Below are 16,184 nucleotides of genomic sequence, written 5' to 3'. Positions count from 1 at the left end.
CGGGCGTCGTAACCCGGACGCAGACGCGAGGAGGCGGGCATGCGGCTGACGGTCACCACCTGGAACATCAACTCGGTGCGCCTGCGCCTGCCGCTCGTGCTGCAATTCCTCGACGCGCACGCGCCCGACGTCCTGTGCCTCCAGGAGACCAAGTGCCCGGACGACAAGTTCCCGTCCTCCGACCTCCGCAAGGCCGGGTACGAGCACATCCAGTTCGTGGGGCAGAAGGGCTATCACGGCGTCGCGGTGCTCTCGCGCCTGCCGCTCGAGACGCCGCGGGTGATGAGCTTCTGCGGCAAGGCGGACGCCCGCCACATGGCGGTGCGTCTCGCCCCCGGCGCGGGCGCGGCGGCGGGAATCACGATCCACAATTTCTACGTCCCCGCCGGCGGCGACGTGCCCGATCCGGCACTGAACGAGAAGTTCGCCCACAAGCTCCAGTTCCTGGCCGAGATGCGCGCCTGGGGCGCGGCCGAGCGACCGACGGCGGCGCCGGCGATCCTGGTGGGCGACCTCAACGTCGCGCCGCTCGAGCACGACGTGTGGAGCCACAAGCAGCTGCTCGGCGTCGTCAGTCACACGCCGGTGGAGACCGAGGCGCTCGAGACGCTGCGCCTCGAGGCCGGCTGGGCCGACGCCGCGCGCGTGCTCGTGCCCGAGCCCGAGAAGATCTACACGTGGTGGAGCTACCGCGCGCCGGACTGGGCCAAGGCGAACAAGGGCCGGCGGCTCGACCACGTCTGGCTCTCGCCCGACCTGATGGAGACCTGCCGCAGCGTGGACGTCCTGCGCGACGCCCGCGGCTGGGACCGGCCGTCGGATCACGCGCCGGTGACGGCGACGCTCGTGCTGTGAGGGAGGTCGCCTCCGCCCTCTGGCCCGCGCTCGCCTGCACGACGCCCCGCCTCGTCCTGCGCCCGCTCTCGGCCGCCGACGCGCCCGCACTGCGGGCGATCACCGACGATCCCGCGGTCGCACCCTTCGTGTCCTTCCTGCCGCACCCGTTCGGCATCGACGACGCCCATGCCCTGATCGCGCGCAACCACGCCGGCGCTCAGGAACGCTTCCTCGGCATCTTCCGCGACGGGGCGCTGATCGGCGTGATCGGCGCGCACGCGCATGCGCCGGTGGGAGAGCGCCCGGCGATCGAGATCGGCTACTGGCTCGCCGCGGACGCGCGCGGCGCCGGCCACGCGCGCGAGGCGGCCCGCGGCCTCGTGGCGCGGCTGCGGGCGCTCGCGCCGGAGGCGGCGGTCGTGGCCGAGGTGGCGCCGGAGAACGCGGCCTCGCGACGGCTGCTCGGCGACGTCGGGTTCGTGGAAGCGGGGATGGCCGGCGAGCGGCCGGGGCGGGGGCTCATGGTGCTCGGCGGGCCCGGCCTCGAGGAACGCAAGTCTCGCGTGGATGAAGACCACCATTAATTTTCGCTTTATTCGAGCTGTTCGGTAACGTTGGGGAAGTCGAAAGCAATCTTCAGATCCATAAACATTTGATTCAGCCTTGCCGTGGTGAAATCCGAACAGCGCGCCTCCCCGGCCGCGCCCACAGGAGGTCATCGTCATGCGCAAGCTCGCCACCTTCGCCGCCGGCATCCTGCTCGCCGCCGGCCTCGCCACGTCCGCCCAGGCCGATCTCGCCCCGCTGGAGATCGAGGGCGCCACCACCGTGGACGCCGACGGCGTCATCGAGCTCATCACCTCCACGCCGAGCCTCGTCATCCTCGACAACCGCAGCCAGGGCGACTACGACGCCGGCCACATCGAGGGCGCGGTTCGCCTGATCGACACCGACATCGCCTCGGAGGCGGACATCTTCGCCCACGCCGCGAAGGACGACCCGGTGCTGTTCTACTGCAACGGTCTCTCCTGCGGCCGCGCCGCCAACGCCGTGATCAAGGCGGTCGGCTACGGCTACTCGGACGTCTACTACTACGCGCTCGGCATGGAGGAGTGGAAGGAGCGCGGCCTGCCCCTCGCCTCGAACTGACCCGCAGCGGCATCGCCCCGGCGCGGGAAGGGCGCCGGGGCGCGGCGCACATCGACCGCGAGCGACCGAGCCCGCCACAAAGCCCCGGACCCGAGCCATCATGACCGAGCACAAGAAGCTTCTCGCCATCCTCGTCGCGTCGGCCGTGCTGAACTGCATCGCGGCGATCGGCGTCATGTCCCTCGTCACTTCGCGCTACGAGGGGGCCGTCCACGAGGCGACGGCGAGCCAGCTCGGCTCGATGCTCAACGGCTACGTCTCCGACGTCGCCTGGGGCGAGTACGCGCAGAAGGTGACGGTGCTCGCCGGCCAGATCGCGCAGGTCGCCGAACTGCGCGACGCCGCGGGCGCCTCCGACGCCGCGGCGGCCGCCGACGTCCTGCCGGAGATGCTGCGCCGCGAGGCGGTGACGTCCGGCGCCGTGGCGGTCACCGGGCTCGCGCTCTACCGGCCGGACGGCACGCCGATCGCGGAGCACGCGGCGATGCCGGGCGTGGTCTCGCCGGCCGATCTGCCCGCCCGGCTCGCCGGTCGCTCCGGCGCGGCCGCGCTCGAGACGCTGCGGGTCGAGTGGTCCGCCGACGGCGCGCCGCGGCTCGGCATCGTCGTGCCCGTGGGCGGGCTGCGGGTCGTGGGCTACCTCGCCGTCCACGCCGATCCGCTCCACGCCCTGCGCGAGGCGGACGCGCGGCTCGGCCTCGAGCTCGCCTTCCTCGCCGCCGGCGGCGGCCGCACGCTCGCCGACCTCGACGGATACGCCCTGCCGGAGGGCGCGGTCCCGGCCTCCGCCACCCTGCCGATCCTCGATGCGGAGGGCGCGCCCGCCTTCGACGTCGCGGTGCGCTGGGACGTGGCGCGCTCCGCCGCCACCATGGCCGAGACCCGCACCTTCTCGCTCGCCGTTCTCGTCGCCGCGGTCGCGCTCGTCGGGCTCGGCACGATCGCCCTCGTCTTCCGCCTGATGCGCCGTATCGCCCGCGCCGAAACCGACGCCGCCGAAGCGGCCATGCGGGCGCGGGCGGCGGAGGAGGAGGAGCGCCGCAACGCCGACGACGTCCGCGCCCGGGAGGCGGCGGAGGCCCGTCGCCGGGAGATGATGGCGATGGCCGACGCGCTCGACGCCTCCGTCGCCGGCGTCGTGCAGGCCCTGTCGAGCGCCGCCGCGCAGATCGAAGGCTCCGCGGGCGGCCTCGTCGCCCTCGCCGCCACCACCACCGAGCGCGGCCGCGAGGCCGGCGACGCCTCCGTGCGCGCCAGCGCCGACGTGCAGACGGTCGCCTCCGCCAGCGAGGAGCTGAGCCTGTCGATCTCCGAGATCGGCGGGCGCGTCTCGCAGGCGTCCGAGATCGCCGGCTCGGCGGTGTCCGAGGCGTCCGCGGTGGGCGACAAGGTCCGCGCGCTCGGCGAGGCGACGGCGCGCATCGGCGACGTGGTCGAGCTCATCGACGCGATCGCGGCGCAGACCAACCTGCTCGCGCTCAACGCCACGATCGAGGCGGCGCGGGCGGGAGAGGCCGGCAAGGGCTTCGCCGTCGTCGCCGCGGAGGTGAAGACCCTGGCCGCCCAGACCGCCAAGGCCACCGAGGAGATCACCGGCCAGATCGGCGCCGTGCAGGGCGCGGCCGGCGAGGTCGTTGGCGCCATCGACGGCATCAGCCGCACGATCCGCGAGATCAGCGGGATCTCGACCCAGGTCGCCGCCACGGTCGAGCAGCAGCGCGCCGCCACCGCCGAGATCGCCCGCTCCGTGGCGCAGGCGGCCGAGGGCGCCGCCGGCATCGCCGGCAACGTCTCCGAGGTCACCGACGCCGCGGCGCAGACGACCGACAAGGCCGGCGAGCTGCGCACCGCGTCGGGCGCGCTCACCACCCAGGCCGAGATGCTGCGCCGGGAGATGGCGGCGTTCCTGGACAAACTCAGGGCGGCGTGAGGGCGATCACGGGAGGATCGGCACGTTCTCCAGCATCGCCGCACGCTGCAGGGCTCGGTCCCTCGTGGCCAGCGGTAGGCGCTCACGGCAGGCGAGTGCAATGTAGGTCGCATCGTACGCCGAAAGATTGTGCATCAGCGCGTAGTCGAGCACCTCGCTCGTCGTCAGCGGCTCTGCGAGCGCGACTGGTAGCCTTTCGATCTTGGTCATGGACAAGACGAGCCGGTCCCGCTCGATTCGCCCCCGGCGATGTGCGACCAGTATCGCATTGCGGACCTCGTGCATGAAGAGGTCTGGTACGAGCGCCCTGGTGTCCACCAGGGAAGACGCAAGGGCATCGACCGCTTCGTCGGTCTCGTCCGGCAGGAGCCATGCCAGGGCGATCGATGCATCCATCACGAAAGGCATCAGTATCGATGCCCTTCGTGCTTCCACGCGGCGACTTCATCGGCGCTGACGGGTTTCACCCCCGGACCATTTCGAAAGGCAAACAGGTCCTCGATGGCGGCGACGCGCCGTGCCCGATCATCGATCGGGATGAGGCGGGCGATCGGCCGATCGCCCCGCGCGATGACGAAGTCGTCGCCGGCTTCCACGCGTGCCAGGAGCTGCGACAAGCGGGTCTTGGCGTCTGCAACCTTGACCGTTTCCGACATCGTGGACCTCCTCGGCTTCGAGGTCTGGAATATGCATGTGACCGCCGTGTTGGTCAACCACATGGTCAACCTGTCGCCCCGTTCACCCCATCCGCGCCCCGACCCGCATCAGGTCGCGCGTCAGCGCCTCCAGCTCGGCGGCGAGGATCGCGTGCATGCCGGCCGCCGCGCGGGGGTATTCCTCGAGCACGCGGCGCATCAGCGGGCGGGTGAGGCGGATCACGCTCGCCTCCTCGCGGGCGGTGGCGGTCGCCGGGCGGCGGGTCTCGGCGAAGAGCGCGGCGGCGCCGATCAGGTCCCCCGGCCGAGCGACGGTGACGGGCTTGCCGCCCTCGACGTCGAGCCCGATCGCGCCCTCGGCGACGACGAAGCCGCAATCCGCCCGGTCGCCCTTGCGAAACAGCGCCTCGCCCTGGCGCAGGCGCCGCTTGTCGGCGGCGAAGGCGAGCAGGCGCAGGCCGTCGCGATCGATCAGGCCGATCAGGGGAGCGCGCGCGAGGAGCGCGATATCGTCGTCGAGGGACATCGCGCCTCGGGCGGGATCAGGGGACGAGCTTGTAGCCGCCGCCCTCGGTGACGAGGAAGCGCGCCGAAGACGGGTTCGGCTCGATCTTCTGGCGCAGGCGGTAGATGTGCGTCTCGAGCGTGTGGGTGGTGACGTTGGAATTGTAGCCCCACACCTCGGCGAGCAGCGTGTCGCGGGAGACCACCTTCTGCCCCGCGCGGAAGAGGAAGCGCAGGATCGCGGTCTCCTTCTCGGTGAGCTTGAGCTTGGAGCCCTTGTCGGAGACGAGCAGCTTGGCGCCGGGGCGGAAGGAATAGGGTCCGATCTGGAAGATCGCGTCCTCGGAGGCCGCGTATTGCCGCAGCTGCGCGCGGATGCGGGCGAGCAGCACGGCGAACTTGAAGGGCTTGACCACGTAGTCGTTCGCCCCGGCCTCGAGGCCCAGCACCGTGTCGGCGTCCGAGCCCTGGCCGGTGAGCATGATCACCGGCGAGCGGAAGCCGTGCTTGCGCATCAGCTTGACGCCCTCGCGCCCGTCCATGTCCGGCAGGCCGACGTCCATGATGACGAGGTCGATGCGGTCCGCCTGCACGGCCTTCATCGCCTCCCCCGCCGTCTCGGCGGTGGTGACGACGAACTCGTCGTAGAGGGCGAGCTGCTCGGCGAGCGTGTCGCGCAGGTCCTGGTCGTCGTCGACGACGAGGATGCGGTTGGCGTTCGACATGGGAAGTCCTCGACCACGGAGCCGTGTCGCTCACGGCTGTAGACTAAACCGTCGCATGTCGGCAACAAGCGGCGGCGAGGGGTTCATGAGCGGTTATGCCCAGGCGAATGCCCAGCCGAGCGCCGGGCCGGGCGCCGGCGAAGGAGGGGGACATGACATCGCAGACGCTCTCGCGCATCGCCGTGCACCGCGCCGTCGGCGCGCGCCACCGCGGCCGGCTGCATGCCGGCGGCCTCGTCCTGCCCTGCGCCCTCGGCCGCGCGGGCATCCGCCGCGACAAGCGCGAGGGCGACGGCGCGACGCCCGCGGGCACGGTGCGCCCGCTCGGCGCCTTCTTCCGCGCCGATCGCGGGCGGCGGCCGGAGACGCCGCTGCCGCTCGCGGCGATTCGCGCGGCCGACGGCTGGTGCGACGCCCCCGGCGACCGCAACTACAATCGCCCGGTGCTGCTGCCCTACCCGGCCAGCGCCGAGCGGATGCGCCGCGAGGACCGGCTCTACGACCTCGTCGTCGACCTCTCGGCCAACCGCGCGCCGATCCGGAAGGGACGCGGCAGCGCGATCTTCCTGCACGTGGCGAGGCCCGGCTTCCAGCCGACGGAGGGCTGCATCGCCCTGGAGCCGCGCGCCCTGCGGAGGCTCCTCGCCCGGATCGGGCCGCGCACCCGCTTCGTGGTGGGCTGAGGCGCGGCCCGGCCGCTTCGGTCGCGGCTCAGTGGGCGCCGTGGCCCATGGGTCGCATGCGCGAGCCCATGGCCCCCACGGAGTAGGTGATCGGCACCTCGCCGGCGCGCTCGAACACGAGCGTGCCCGCGAAGCTCTCGCCCTCGGCGAGGGGCCGCTTCAGGCCCATGAACATCACGTGGTAACCGCCGGGCGCGAGGGCCACGCTCTCGCCCGCCGGGATCTCGAGCCCGCCCTCGACCGGCGCCATGCGCGCAACGCCGTCCACGGTCTCCATGGAGTGGACCTCGAAGCGCTCCGAGATCTCCGCGGAACCGCCGACGAGCCGGTCGGGCTCGGAGCCGGTGTTGACGATGGTGAGGTAGCCGCCGGCGACCGGCGCGGCGCCGGGCGTCGCGCGCGACCAGGGTCCCTCGATCCGGATGTCGCCGGCTTCGAAAGTCTCGGCCGCCGCGGCGGGGAGGAGGGGGGCGCCGGCGAGGCCGAGCGCGAGGGCGGCCGCGAGCGCGGCGCGGGTGAGGGTCGTGAGCATGGGCGTGGTCTCCATCGGATCGACGTGATCCGGATCGCGTGGGAAAGGACGTCGTTGGTCGAGGGCGCGATCAGGAGACGGGCGGCGCGCGGGCGCCGAGGGAGGAGGTGGCCGCGCGCGGGCGCGGGGCTTCGGTGCGCAGGGCGGTCGGGGCGAGGGGCTCGGCGAGGCGCACCGGCGGCGACGCGGTCGCCGACGGCGCGAGGACCGGGCCGGAGGGACCCGTGCCGAGGCGGCAGGCGAGCCGGCAGGTGTCCGCCGGCGCATCCGCAGGCATCGAGCCGTCGACCGGGCACCAGACGGTTTCCCCCGTCCCGGTCGCGCCCGCCGAGAGGGCGAGGGCGCCGGACAGGCCGCCGAGCAGGCTCGCGAGCACGAGCCCGTAGAGCGCCACGACGGCGATCGTCGTGCGCACGAGTCGGGCCAGTCGCGAGAGCGTCCTCATGCGCGAGGCTCTACGCGCACGCTCCGCTGCGCGCAAGCGCGTTCGGCGACGGCCGGGCGGCCGGGGCGATCGCGACGCGAGGATCGTCGGCCCCGGTGTCACGATCCGAGGATCGCCACTCCCATGGCGACGAGGGTCCATGCGGTCGCGTAGGCGCCGAGGACGATCCGGCGCCGTCCGGCGGGCAACCGCAACGGCTGCGCCGGGACGGTCGCCGGCGTGATGAAGCGCAGCGTGAGCCAGCCGCCGAACACGCCCCAGAAGCCGGTCGCGAGCAGGAAGAGGTGCATCACCCCCCAGCCGATCGTCTCGGGTCCCGCGAGGAGACCGAACAGCGGCAGGGTCGACACGAGCGGCCACAGAGCCAGGATCGGCGTGAACGCCACCATGGCGAGCTGCGACTCGACGCTCGAGCCCGGCTCGATCGGCCACGCGCGCGCCGGCTTCCGCGGACCCCCGAGGGTGCCATGCTCCATGATGCTTCGACTCCCGCGCTCGGACGCACGCCGTTCGTGCCAGCCACGCTTACGCCGCCGAAGGCCCGGCGGTCTCCCCCGCGCAGCGCGGCATTTCGTCCAGGAGGCGGGGGTGCGCCGGGGCGCCCGCCCCACGAAAGTGCGATATCCCCCTAGCTTGCGGCGCGGCCACCGCCTCCAGTAACGTGCCACGCAACAAAAGCCCGACGATCGCCCCGCGCGGCGCACGTCGGGCACGTATCGCGGGGAGGACACGCATGGCTGAGAAGATCTACGACGTCTCGCGGGATTGGGCCGAGCGCGCCCATGTCGACGCCGCGAAGTATCGCGAGATGTACGAGGCGAGCCTCGCCGACCCCGACGCCTTCTGGGCGGAGCACGGAAAGCGCATCGATTGGTTCCGCCCCTTCACCAAGGTGAAGAACACCACGTTCGGCCCCGGCGACGTCTCGATCGCGTGGTTCGAGGACGGGACCACCAACGTCGCCTACAATTGCGTCGACCGCCATCTCGGGACCCGCGGCGACCAGGTCGCCATCATCTGGGAGGGCGACGACCCGGGCGAGTCGAAGCGCATCACCTATCGCGAGCTGCACGAGCACGTGTCGCGCTGGGCCAACGTCCTGCGCAACCGCAACGTCGGCAAGGGCGACCGCGTCACGCTCTACCTGCCGATGATCCCCGAGGCCGCCTACGCCATGCTGGCCTGCGCGCGGCTCGGCGCCATCCACTCGATCGTCTTCGGCGGCTTCTCGCCGGACGCGCTCGCCGGGCGCATCGAGGATTGTGCGTCGCGCTGCGTGATCACCGCGGACGAGGGCCTGCGCGGCGGCCGCAAGGTGCCGCTCAAGGCCAATGTCGACGCCGCGCTCGAGCGCCTGCCGCCGGACTCCGTCGACCACGTCGTCGTGGTTCGGCGCACCGGCGGCGCGGTCGCCATGGACCCCGGCCGGGACGTCTACTACGACGCCGCCGCGGAGATGGTGACGGCCGAGTGCCCCTGCGAGGAGATGAGCGCGGAGGACCCGCTGTTCATCCTCTACACCTCCGGCTCCACCGGCAAGCCGAAGGGCGTGCTGCACACGACCGGCGGCTATCTCGTCTACGCCTCGATGACGCACCAGTACGTCTTCGACTACAAGGAGGGCGAGGTCTACTGGTGCACGGCCGACGTCGGCTGGGTGACGGGCCACAGCTACATCGTCTACGGCCCGCTCGCCAACGGCGCGACGACGCTGATGTTCGAGGGCGTGCCGACCTACCCGTCGATCTCCCGCTTCTGGGACGTGGTCGACAAGCACGAGGTCAACATCTTCTACACGGCGCCCACCGCCATCCGCTCGCTGATGGGCGCGGGCGAGGACCCGGTGCGCAAGACCTCGCGCGCGTCGTTGCGCCTCCTCGGCTCGGTCGGCGAGCCGATCAACCCCGAGGCCTGGGAGTGGTACCATCGCGTGGTGGGCGAGGGGCGCTGCCCCATCGTCGACACCTGGTGGCAGACGGAGACCGGCGGCATCCTCATCACGCCGCTGCCGGGCGCCATCGCCCAGAAGCCGGGCTCGGCGACGCTGCCCTTCTTCGGCGTGAAGCCGGAGATCGTGGACGCCGAGGGCAAGGTGCTCGACGGCGCCTGCGAGGGCAACCTGTGCATCGCCGACTCGTGGCCGGGCCAGATGCGCACGGTCTACGGCGACCACGAGCGCTTCATCCAGACCTACTTCTCGACCTACGCGGGCAAGTACTTCACCGGCGACGGCTGCCGCCGCGACGAGGACGGCTACTACTGGATCACCGGCCGCGTCGACGACGTCATCAACGTCTCCGGCCATCGCATGGGCACCGCCGAGGTCGAGAGCGCCCTCGTCGCGCACCCGAAGGTGTCTGAGGCGGCCGTGGTCGGCTACCCGCACGACATCAAGGGCCAGGGCATCTACGCCTACGTCACGTTGATGGCGGGCATCGAGCCGTCGGAGGAGCTGCGCAAGGAGCTCGTCGTCCACGTCCGCAAGGAGATCGGCCCGATCGCCTCCCCCGACAAGATCCAGTTCGCCCCGGGCCTGCCCAAGACCCGCTCGGGCAAGATCATGCGCCGCATCCTGCGCAAGATCGCCGAGGACGAGTTCGGCGCGCTCGGCGACACCTCGACGCTGGCGGACCCGGCGGTGGTGGACGATTTGATCGAGCATCGGCAGAACAAGCGTGGGGCTGCGGCTTGAGGTGGAGTGGGCGCGAGGCGGCTGCGGCCTCCTCGCGTCCTCGGCCGCCACCCGCTAGGCTCGACGGAACTCTCCTCTCAGGACGGTGAGAGGAGCGCTGTGCTTCTTGGGCGTCACGGGACGACCCGAAGGAGCGAACGTCGATGAACAGAACACCCGTCAATCCCTGGCCCTGGTCGCTGCCGCTGGGCTACAATCAAGGCGAGATACTCGCGGGCGCGACGCGCACGCTCGTGTGCGCGGGCCAGACCGCCGTCGATGCGGGAGGCGAGCCGCAGCATCCGGGGAACATGCGTGGCCAGATCACGCTCTCGCTCGACAATCTCGAAGAGATCCTGCGTGCGGCCGGGATGAGCCTCTCGAACGTCGTGCGGCTCGTCGTCTATGCCACCGACGTCGACGAGGCAATCGCGAACCTGGATCTCCTGGGCGGCCGGTTCGGCCCGGCCGGGGTGGCGCCGCCCATGACGCTCATCGGTGTCACCCGCCTCGCGCGGCCGTCCCTCCTGTTCGAGATCGAGGCGACGGCGGTGGCCTGAGCGCGGCCCGATGTCCGCCCCGTTCACGCCGCCGTGTCCCGGGTCAATACAGGCGAGCGGCGCTCGAGAGCGGGAGTGAAGGGAGCGATGCGGCGGGCGGAAAGGCTGTTCAGGCTGGTCAACGAGATGCGCAGCCGTCGCATCAGCCGCGCCCGCGAGCTGGCGGCGGCGCTCGAGGTCAGCGTCGCCACGATCTATCGCGATATCGCGCACCTCCAGGCCTCGGGCCTTCCGATCGACGGCGAAGCCGGCGTGGGATACATCCTGCGGCCCGGCTTCGACCTGCCGAACGTGGCCTTCACCCACGACCAGATCGACGCCCTGGCCGTGGGGTTGTCCTTCGTCGAGCGGACCGGCGATCCCGTCCTGGCCACGGCCGCGAAGGAAGCACGCGCGCTGATCCAGGCGAGCCTGCCGTCGCCCGAGGAGCGCCGGCTCGCCGACGCGCCGTTCTACAGCCTCCAGCCAAGGCGGACCGCGTCGCCGCACGACGGCCTCGTCCGCCGCGCGATCCGCGATCAGCGGGTCGTCGAGATCGGCTACACCGACGCGGCCGGCCACACGACGCGCCGGCGTCTGCGCCCGCTCGTGATCTGGGACTTGCCGGACGGCTGGATGGTCTCGGGCTGGTGCGAATTGCGCAATGGCTTCCGTACCGTCCGCCACGACCGGATCTGCGGCATCGACCTCACGGACGACAGGTTCGCGGAAGACGAGCGAACGGGCCTCATCGCCTTCATGGCGACGGAGCGATGCGACGCGTGAGGCGAAGCACCCGCGGTCGGAGCCGGCGGGGCGCCTCGCTTGAAATCGGGCGAGGGGCGTGGCCATCTCCGCGCGAAGCCCTCGCGCCGGAGCCCCACCCCCATGCCCCTCGACGAATCCCTCCCCTTCATCCCCGTCCGCATCGCCGTCCTCACCGTCTCCGACACCCGCGACCTCGCGCAGGACAGGTCCGGCGACACGCTCGTCGGGCGCATCGCGGCGGCGGGGCATCATCTGGCGGATCGGGCGATCGTGCGGGACGAGGTCGCGGCGATCCGGGCCGCCGTGCAGGGGTGGATCGCGCGCGAGGATGTCGATGTCGTGATCACGACGGGCGGGACCGGCTTCACCGGGCGCGACGTCACCCCCGAGGCGATCGAGCCGCTGTTCGAGAAACGGATGGAGGGGTTCTCGGCGGTGTTCCACCGCATCAGCTACGACAAGATCGGCACCTCGACGCTGCAGTCGCGCGCGACCGCGGGGGTCGCCGGGGCGACCTACGTGTTCGTGCTCCCGGGCTCGCCCGGCGCCTGCAAGGACGCCTGGGACGGCATCCTCGGCCCGCAGCTCGACTATCGCCATCGGCCGTGCAACTTCGTCGAGATCATGCCCCGCCTCGACGAACACCTGAAGCGCGGCAAGCTCAAGGGCTGACGCGGTCGGTCAGGCCCGCTCCTCGCGGACCAGCGTCGCTGCGAGCCGCACGACTCGCGGTCGCGCGCCCTCCGCGAGGTGGGAGACGTGGACGAGGTCGCCCGCGCGCGGGCGGCGCGCACCCGCGGCGAGCCGAGCGAGGAGCCCGGCCAGAAGTCCCGCCTCCTCGCGGCGCATCCGGCCGAGCGCGCCGGGGGCCACCGCAGGCGCGGTGCCGGCGAAGCGCTCGAGCGGGCGGGAGAAGCCCTCGAGCGGTACGTCTCCCGCCGCGAGCAGCAGCAGCCAGTCCCGCCGCGCGGCACGCGCCCCCGCCCGCCAGGGCGCCTCGCCCGGCGCCAGCGCCACGAGCGTCGCGCCCGCGGCGTCCGCGATCGCGTCGATCGCCGGCTGCGGCGTGCCGTGCACCAGCACGACGGCATCGGCGATCGTGCCCTCTGCCACGCCGGGCACCAGCGCCGCGATCGTCGCGGCGAGGGCCTGCGGGTCACCGTCGGGGAGGATGAGCGCGCTGATCATGCCGTCCTCATAGCGCAGCCCCACGGCCGCGTAACCCTTCGGCCGGGCGCTCTTCCGCGCGCCGTCGCGACGGGCGCGAACGGAACCCGGAGGGACTTGCGTCGTTCTCATTTCGTTCGTATAACGGCGAACAGAACAGAGACGGAACCAACCGGAACCGATGCGAACGTTCGTTCGGAGGTCGTCATGAGCCCGGTCGCCAGCACGGCGCGCGCGCTGCGCCACGTCATCGTCCCCGGCCCGCGGGATGCGTCCCCACGGGAGCCGGCGCTCCGCGATCCCTCGGTGCGCGATCTGCAGCGCCGCGCGCTCCTGCGCGACACCGGCCGGCCCGACGCCGTGGCCGAGCGGCTGAGGCGCGGGCGCGGCGCGCAGACGAACGAGACCGGGCGCTACGAGCGCATCACCCGCGAGGCCTTCGAGGAGGACAGGCTCCACGACGAGGAGGAGCGCGCGCTGGCGCTGGCGACCGAGGTGGTGGAGGAACGCGCGCGCACGATAATCGCGAGGAACCAGTCACCCGACATCGGCTTCGACTACTCGATCAACCCCTATCGGGGCTGCGAGCACGGCTGCTTCTACTGCTACGCCCGCCCGAGCCACGCCCATCACGGCCTCTCGCCCGGCCTCGACTTCGAGACGAAGCTCTTCGCCAAGCCGGACGCTGCGGCGCTGCTGGAGCGCGAGCTCGCGGCGAAGAGCTACGTTGCGAAGCCCATCGCGCTCGGCGCCAACACCGATCCGTACCAGCCGGTGGAGCGGCGCTACCGAATCACGCGCTCGGTGCTCGAGGTTCTGTCGAAGCGATCGCATCCGGTGGGGATCGTCACGAAGTCGCATCTCGTCACGCGCGACGTCGACATCCTCGGGCCGATGGCCGAGCGCGGCCTCGCCAAGGTGGCGATCTCGCTGACCACGCTCGACCCGGTGCTCGCCCGGCGGATGGAGCCGCGGGCGGCGACGCCGGCGCGGCGGCTCGACGCGATCAAGCGGCTCACCGACGAGGGCATCCCCGTGACCGTGCTCGTCGCGCCGATCGTGCCGGCGATCAACGACCACGAGATCGAGCGCATCCTGGAGGCGGCGCACGCGGCGGGCGCGCGCGAGGCGGGCTACGTGCTGCTGCGCCTGCCCGACGAGCTCAAGGGCCTCGCTCGGGACTGGCTGATCGAGCACTATCCCGATCGGCTGGAGCGCGTGCTCTCCCTCGTGCGCCAGACCCGCGGCGGCAAGGAATACGACGCGACCTGGGGCGTGCGACAGACCGGGACGGGGGCCTATGCCTGGATGATCGGGCGGCGCTTCGAGACGGCGGCGCGCCGGCTCGGCCTCAACGCGACGCGCACCCGGCTGCGCACGGACCTGTTCGAGCCGCCCGACACCGCCCGCCGCCGGGCGGCGGAGGACCAGCTCTCGCTGTTCGCGTGAGGAGGGCGCCCGGCGGCGCGTGTCACGCCTCCCCGGCGGCCGGAGCGGGGAGGCCCTCGACGAGACCGCGCTTCTTCAGCAGCGGGCCCACGTCCGGCATGCGGCCGCGGAAGGCGGCGTAGGCCTCGGCCGGGTCGCGGCGGTTGCCGGCGGCGTAGACGTGCTCGCGCAGCCGTGCCGCGGTGGCGGGGTCGAAGACGTCGCCCGTCTCCTCGAAGGCCTCGAACGCGTCGGCGTCGAGCACCTCGGACCACATGTAGCTGTAGTACCCCGCGGCGTATCCCGAGCCCGCGAAGACGTGGGCGAAATGCGGGGTGCGGTGGCGCATGACGATCTCGTCGGGCATGCCGATGCGGGCGAGCGCCTCGTGCTCGAACGCCTCCGGGTCGAGGTTGCCGGCGTCCGGCAGGAGATGGAAGTCGAGGTCGACGAAGGCGCAGGCGAGGTATTCCACCGTGGCGAAGCCCTGGTTGAAGGTGCGTGCGCCCGCGAGCTTGTCGCGCAACGCCTGCGGCATCGGCTCGCCGGTGCGATGGTGGCGCGCGAAGCGCTCCAGCACCTGCGGCGTTTCGAGCCAGTGCTCGTAGAGCTGCGAGGGCAGCTCGACGAAGTCGCGCGCCACCGCGGTGCCGGCGAGCGAGGGATAGGTCACCTCCGAGAGGAGCCCGTGGAGGGCGTGGCCGAACTCGTGGAAGAGCGTGCGCGCGTCGTCGAAGGAGAGCAGCGCCGGCGCCTCGGGGCCGCCGGCGGAGAAGTTCATCACGTTGACGATGATCGGCCGCACCCGCCCGTCGAGATTCTGCTGGGAGCGGAAGGCGGAGGCCCAGGCGCCGGAGCGCTTGGAGGGCCGCGCGAAGTAGTCGCCGTAGAACAGGCCCACGTGCGCGCCCGCCGCGTCGCGCACCTCGAAGGCGCGCACGTCCGGGTGCCAGCGCGGAACGTCCGGGCGCTCCTCGAAGGTGAGCCCGAACAGGCGCTGCGCGACATGGAAGGCCGCCTCGATCATGCGGTCGAGCGGCAGGTACGGCTTGATCGCGCCCTCGTCGAGGTCGTAGCGGGCACGGCGCACGCCCTCGGCGAGGTAGCGCCAGTCCCAGGGCGCGACGTCCGGGCTCTCGCCCCGCTCGGCGGCGAGCGCGGCGAGCGCGTCGCGCTCCTCCCGCGCCCGGGCGCGGGCGGGCTCCCACACCCGCCCGAGGAGATCGCTCACGGCCTCGGGCGTCTTCGCCATCGCGTCGTCGAGCTTGTAGTGCGCGAAGGACTCGTAGCCGAGCAGCCGCACGCGCTCGGCCCGCAGCCGAACCGTCTCGGCGACGATGCCGCGGTTGTCCCGCGCGCCCTCGTGCGCGCCGCGTCGTGTCCAGGCCTCGAAGGCGCGCTGCCGCAGGTCGCGCCGTGCCGAGAAGGCGAGGAACGGTTCGACCGACGAGCGCGCCAGTGTGATCACGTGCCTGCCCGGGAGGCCGCGATCCGCCGCCGCCCGCGCCGCGGCGGCGACGAGCCAGTCGGGCAGGCCCGCGAGATCCGCCTCGCCCTCCAGCACGAGCGTGAAGCCGCTCTCGTCGCCGAGCACGTTCTGGCCGAAGGCGGTGCCGAGCTCGGCCAACCGCGCGTCGATCTCGGCGAGCCGCGCCTTCGCTTCCGGCGCGAGCATCGCGCCCGCGCGCACGAAGCCCAGATGCGTGCGCTCGAGGAGCCGCAGCGCCTCGGCGTCGAGGCCCAGTGCGTCGCGCGCCTGGAACACCGCATCGACGCGCGCGAACAGGCCGGCGTCGAGCATGATCTTCGAGGAATGCCGCGACAGGCGCGGCGCCATCGTCCGCTCGATACCCTGGATCGCCTCGTTCGTGTGCGCGCCCGCGAGGTTGTAGAACACCATGGCGACGCGCCTGAGGTCGCGCCCGGCGCGCTCGAGGGCGAGGATGGTGTTCTCGAAGGTCGCGGGCGCCTCCGCGTCGCGGATCGCGGCGATCTCCGCCTCGTGCGCGGCGAGCCCGGCCTCGAAGGCCGCCTCCATGTGCTCGGGCACGATCGCCTCGAAGGGCGGCGCCTCGAACGGCGTCTCCCATGCCCGGAAGAAGGGGTTCTCGCTCGAGGTGACATCCGCGGGCATGGGCCGGCGCTCCTGC

General features: G+C 72.3%; 19 protein-coding genes. 10 read left to right on the top strand and 9 right to left on the bottom strand.

The genetic code is table 11. From position 1 onward, the window contains the following. The first annotated feature begins 39 nt into the window (after positions 1–39). The 4 genes from AB9M23_RS09355 to AB9M23_RS09340 all read left to right on the top strand — a co-directional run bounded on the left by AB9M23_RS09355 (position 40) and on the right by AB9M23_RS09340 (position 3,916). Complete coding sequence (locus tag AB9M23_RS09355) at positions 40–855, top strand: exodeoxyribonuclease III (RefSeq protein WP_372424264.1); 816 nt, start codon at positions 40–42, stop codon at positions 853–855. Continuing rightward, entirely contained in the window at positions 852–1,421 is a 570-nt protein-coding gene (locus AB9M23_RS09350) for a GNAT family N-acetyltransferase (protein WP_372424263.1), read from the top strand. Before AB9M23_RS09355 ends, AB9M23_RS09350 begins: the two co-directional genes overlap by 4 nt. 139 nt (positions 1,422–1,560) lie before the next feature. After that, positions 1,561–1,986: a rhodanese-like domain-containing protein gene (locus AB9M23_RS09345; protein ID WP_372424262.1), complete on the top strand. Its 426-nt coding sequence runs from the start codon at positions 1,561–1,563 to the stop codon at positions 1,984–1,986. Between the two features lie 100 nt (positions 1,987–2,086). After that, positions 2,087–3,916 (top strand): methyl-accepting chemotaxis protein, encoded by a 1,830-nt coding sequence (locus tag AB9M23_RS09340; RefSeq protein ID WP_372424261.1) that lies wholly within the window; start codon positions 2,087–2,089, stop codon positions 3,914–3,916. 6 nt (positions 3,917–3,922) lie between these two features. On the opposite strand, the gene AB9M23_RS09335 is transcribed toward AB9M23_RS09340, so the two are convergent. From AB9M23_RS09335 to AB9M23_RS09320, 4 genes are all read right to left on the bottom strand, one after another. After that, positions 3,923–4,324, bottom strand: coding sequence for a type II toxin-antitoxin system VapC family toxin (locus AB9M23_RS09335; protein ID WP_372424260.1), 402 nt, complete (start codon positions 4,322–4,324; stop codon positions 3,923–3,925). Then, positions 4,324–4,572, bottom strand: a complete 249-nt coding sequence (locus tag AB9M23_RS09330; RefSeq protein ID WP_372424259.1) for a type II toxin-antitoxin system Phd/YefM family antitoxin — start codon at positions 4,570–4,572, stop codon at positions 4,324–4,326. Before AB9M23_RS09330 ends, AB9M23_RS09335 begins: the two co-directional genes overlap by 1 nt. 82 nt (positions 4,573–4,654) lie before the next feature. Continuing rightward, positions 4,655–5,098, bottom strand: a complete 444-nt coding sequence (locus AB9M23_RS09325; protein WP_372424258.1) for a cyclic nucleotide-binding domain-containing protein — start codon at positions 5,096–5,098, stop codon at positions 4,655–4,657. Positions 5,099–5,114: 16 nt separating this feature from the next. After that, positions 5,115–5,801, bottom strand: a complete 687-nt coding sequence (locus AB9M23_RS09320) for a response regulator transcription factor (protein WP_372424257.1) — start codon at positions 5,799–5,801, stop codon at positions 5,115–5,117. 152 nt (positions 5,802–5,953) lie between these two features. Between AB9M23_RS09320 and AB9M23_RS09315 the strand changes: the two genes are divergently transcribed. Continuing rightward, complete coding sequence (locus tag AB9M23_RS09315; protein ID WP_372424256.1) at positions 5,954–6,484, top strand: L,D-transpeptidase family protein; 531 nt, start codon at positions 5,954–5,956, stop codon at positions 6,482–6,484. 28 nt (positions 6,485–6,512) lie between these two features. Here the strand turns inward: AB9M23_RS09315 and AB9M23_RS09310 are convergent, their stop codons facing one another. The 3 genes from AB9M23_RS09310 to AB9M23_RS09300 all read right to left on the bottom strand — a co-directional run bounded on the left by AB9M23_RS09310 (position 6,513) and on the right by AB9M23_RS09300 (position 7,937). Then, on the bottom strand, positions 6,513–7,016 hold the full coding sequence (locus tag AB9M23_RS09310; RefSeq protein ID WP_372424255.1) for a copper chaperone PCu(A)C: 504 nt from the start codon (positions 7,014–7,016) through the stop codon (positions 6,513–6,515). A 70-nt stretch (positions 7,017–7,086) separates the two neighbouring features. Then, on the bottom strand, positions 7,087–7,461 hold the full coding sequence (locus AB9M23_RS09305; RefSeq protein WP_372424254.1) for a hypothetical protein: 375 nt from the start codon (positions 7,459–7,461) through the stop codon (positions 7,087–7,089). A gap of 98 nt (positions 7,462–7,559) precedes the next feature. Continuing rightward, entirely contained in the window at positions 7,560–7,937 is a 378-nt protein-coding gene (locus AB9M23_RS09300; RefSeq protein ID WP_372424253.1) for a hypothetical protein, read from the bottom strand. A gap of 257 nt (positions 7,938–8,194) precedes the next feature. Between AB9M23_RS09300 and acs the strand changes: the two genes are divergently transcribed. From acs to moaB, 4 genes are all read left to right on the top strand, one after another. Next, positions 8,195–10,153 (top strand): acetate--CoA ligase, encoded by a 1,959-nt coding sequence (gene acs / locus AB9M23_RS09295; RefSeq protein ID WP_372424252.1) that lies wholly within the window; start codon positions 8,195–8,197, stop codon positions 10,151–10,153. Positions 10,154–10,296: 143 nt separating this feature from the next. Further along, the gene (locus AB9M23_RS09290; RefSeq protein WP_372424251.1) at positions 10,297–10,692 is read left to right on the top strand and encodes a RidA family protein; all 396 of its coding nucleotides are present in this window, start codon (positions 10,297–10,299) and stop codon (positions 10,690–10,692) included. 87 nt (positions 10,693–10,779) lie between these two features. Then, positions 10,780–11,457, top strand: a complete 678-nt coding sequence (locus AB9M23_RS09285; RefSeq protein ID WP_372424250.1) for a helix-turn-helix transcriptional regulator — start codon at positions 10,780–10,782, stop codon at positions 11,455–11,457. Between the two features lie 102 nt (positions 11,458–11,559). Then, the gene (gene moaB / locus AB9M23_RS09280) at positions 11,560–12,111 is read left to right on the top strand and encodes a molybdenum cofactor biosynthesis protein B (protein ID WP_372424249.1); all 552 of its coding nucleotides are present in this window, start codon (positions 11,560–11,562) and stop codon (positions 12,109–12,111) included. A gap of 9 nt (positions 12,112–12,120) precedes the next feature. Here the strand turns inward: moaB and AB9M23_RS09275 are convergent, their stop codons facing one another. After that, entirely contained in the window at positions 12,121–12,627 is a 507-nt protein-coding gene (locus AB9M23_RS09275; protein ID WP_372424248.1) for a hypothetical protein, read from the bottom strand. A gap of 186 nt (positions 12,628–12,813) precedes the next feature. On the opposite strand from AB9M23_RS09275, the gene AB9M23_RS09270 reads away from it, so the two are divergent. After that, the gene (locus AB9M23_RS09270) at positions 12,814–14,055 is read left to right on the top strand and encodes a PA0069 family radical SAM protein (protein ID WP_372424247.1); all 1,242 of its coding nucleotides are present in this window, start codon (positions 12,814–12,816) and stop codon (positions 14,053–14,055) included. Positions 14,056–14,077: 22 nt separating this feature from the next. Here AB9M23_RS09270 and AB9M23_RS09265 read toward each other — a convergent pair whose 3' ends face one another. Beyond that, positions 14,078–16,168 carry a M3 family metallopeptidase gene (locus AB9M23_RS09265; protein ID WP_372424246.1) on the bottom strand — a complete coding sequence of 697 codons (2,091 nt, stop codon included), beginning with the start codon at positions 16,166–16,168 and terminating at the stop codon, positions 14,078–14,080. Positions 16,169–16,184 lie beyond the last annotated feature (16 nt).

It is taken from the genome of Salinarimonas chemoclinalis (assembly GCF_041514305.1).
Lineage (GTDB): Bacteria > Pseudomonadota > Alphaproteobacteria > Rhizobiales > Beijerinckiaceae > Salinarimonas > Salinarimonas chemoclinalis.
Note: the sequence above shows the minus strand (reverse complement) of the source record. Positions and strands in the feature narration are given on the sequence as shown.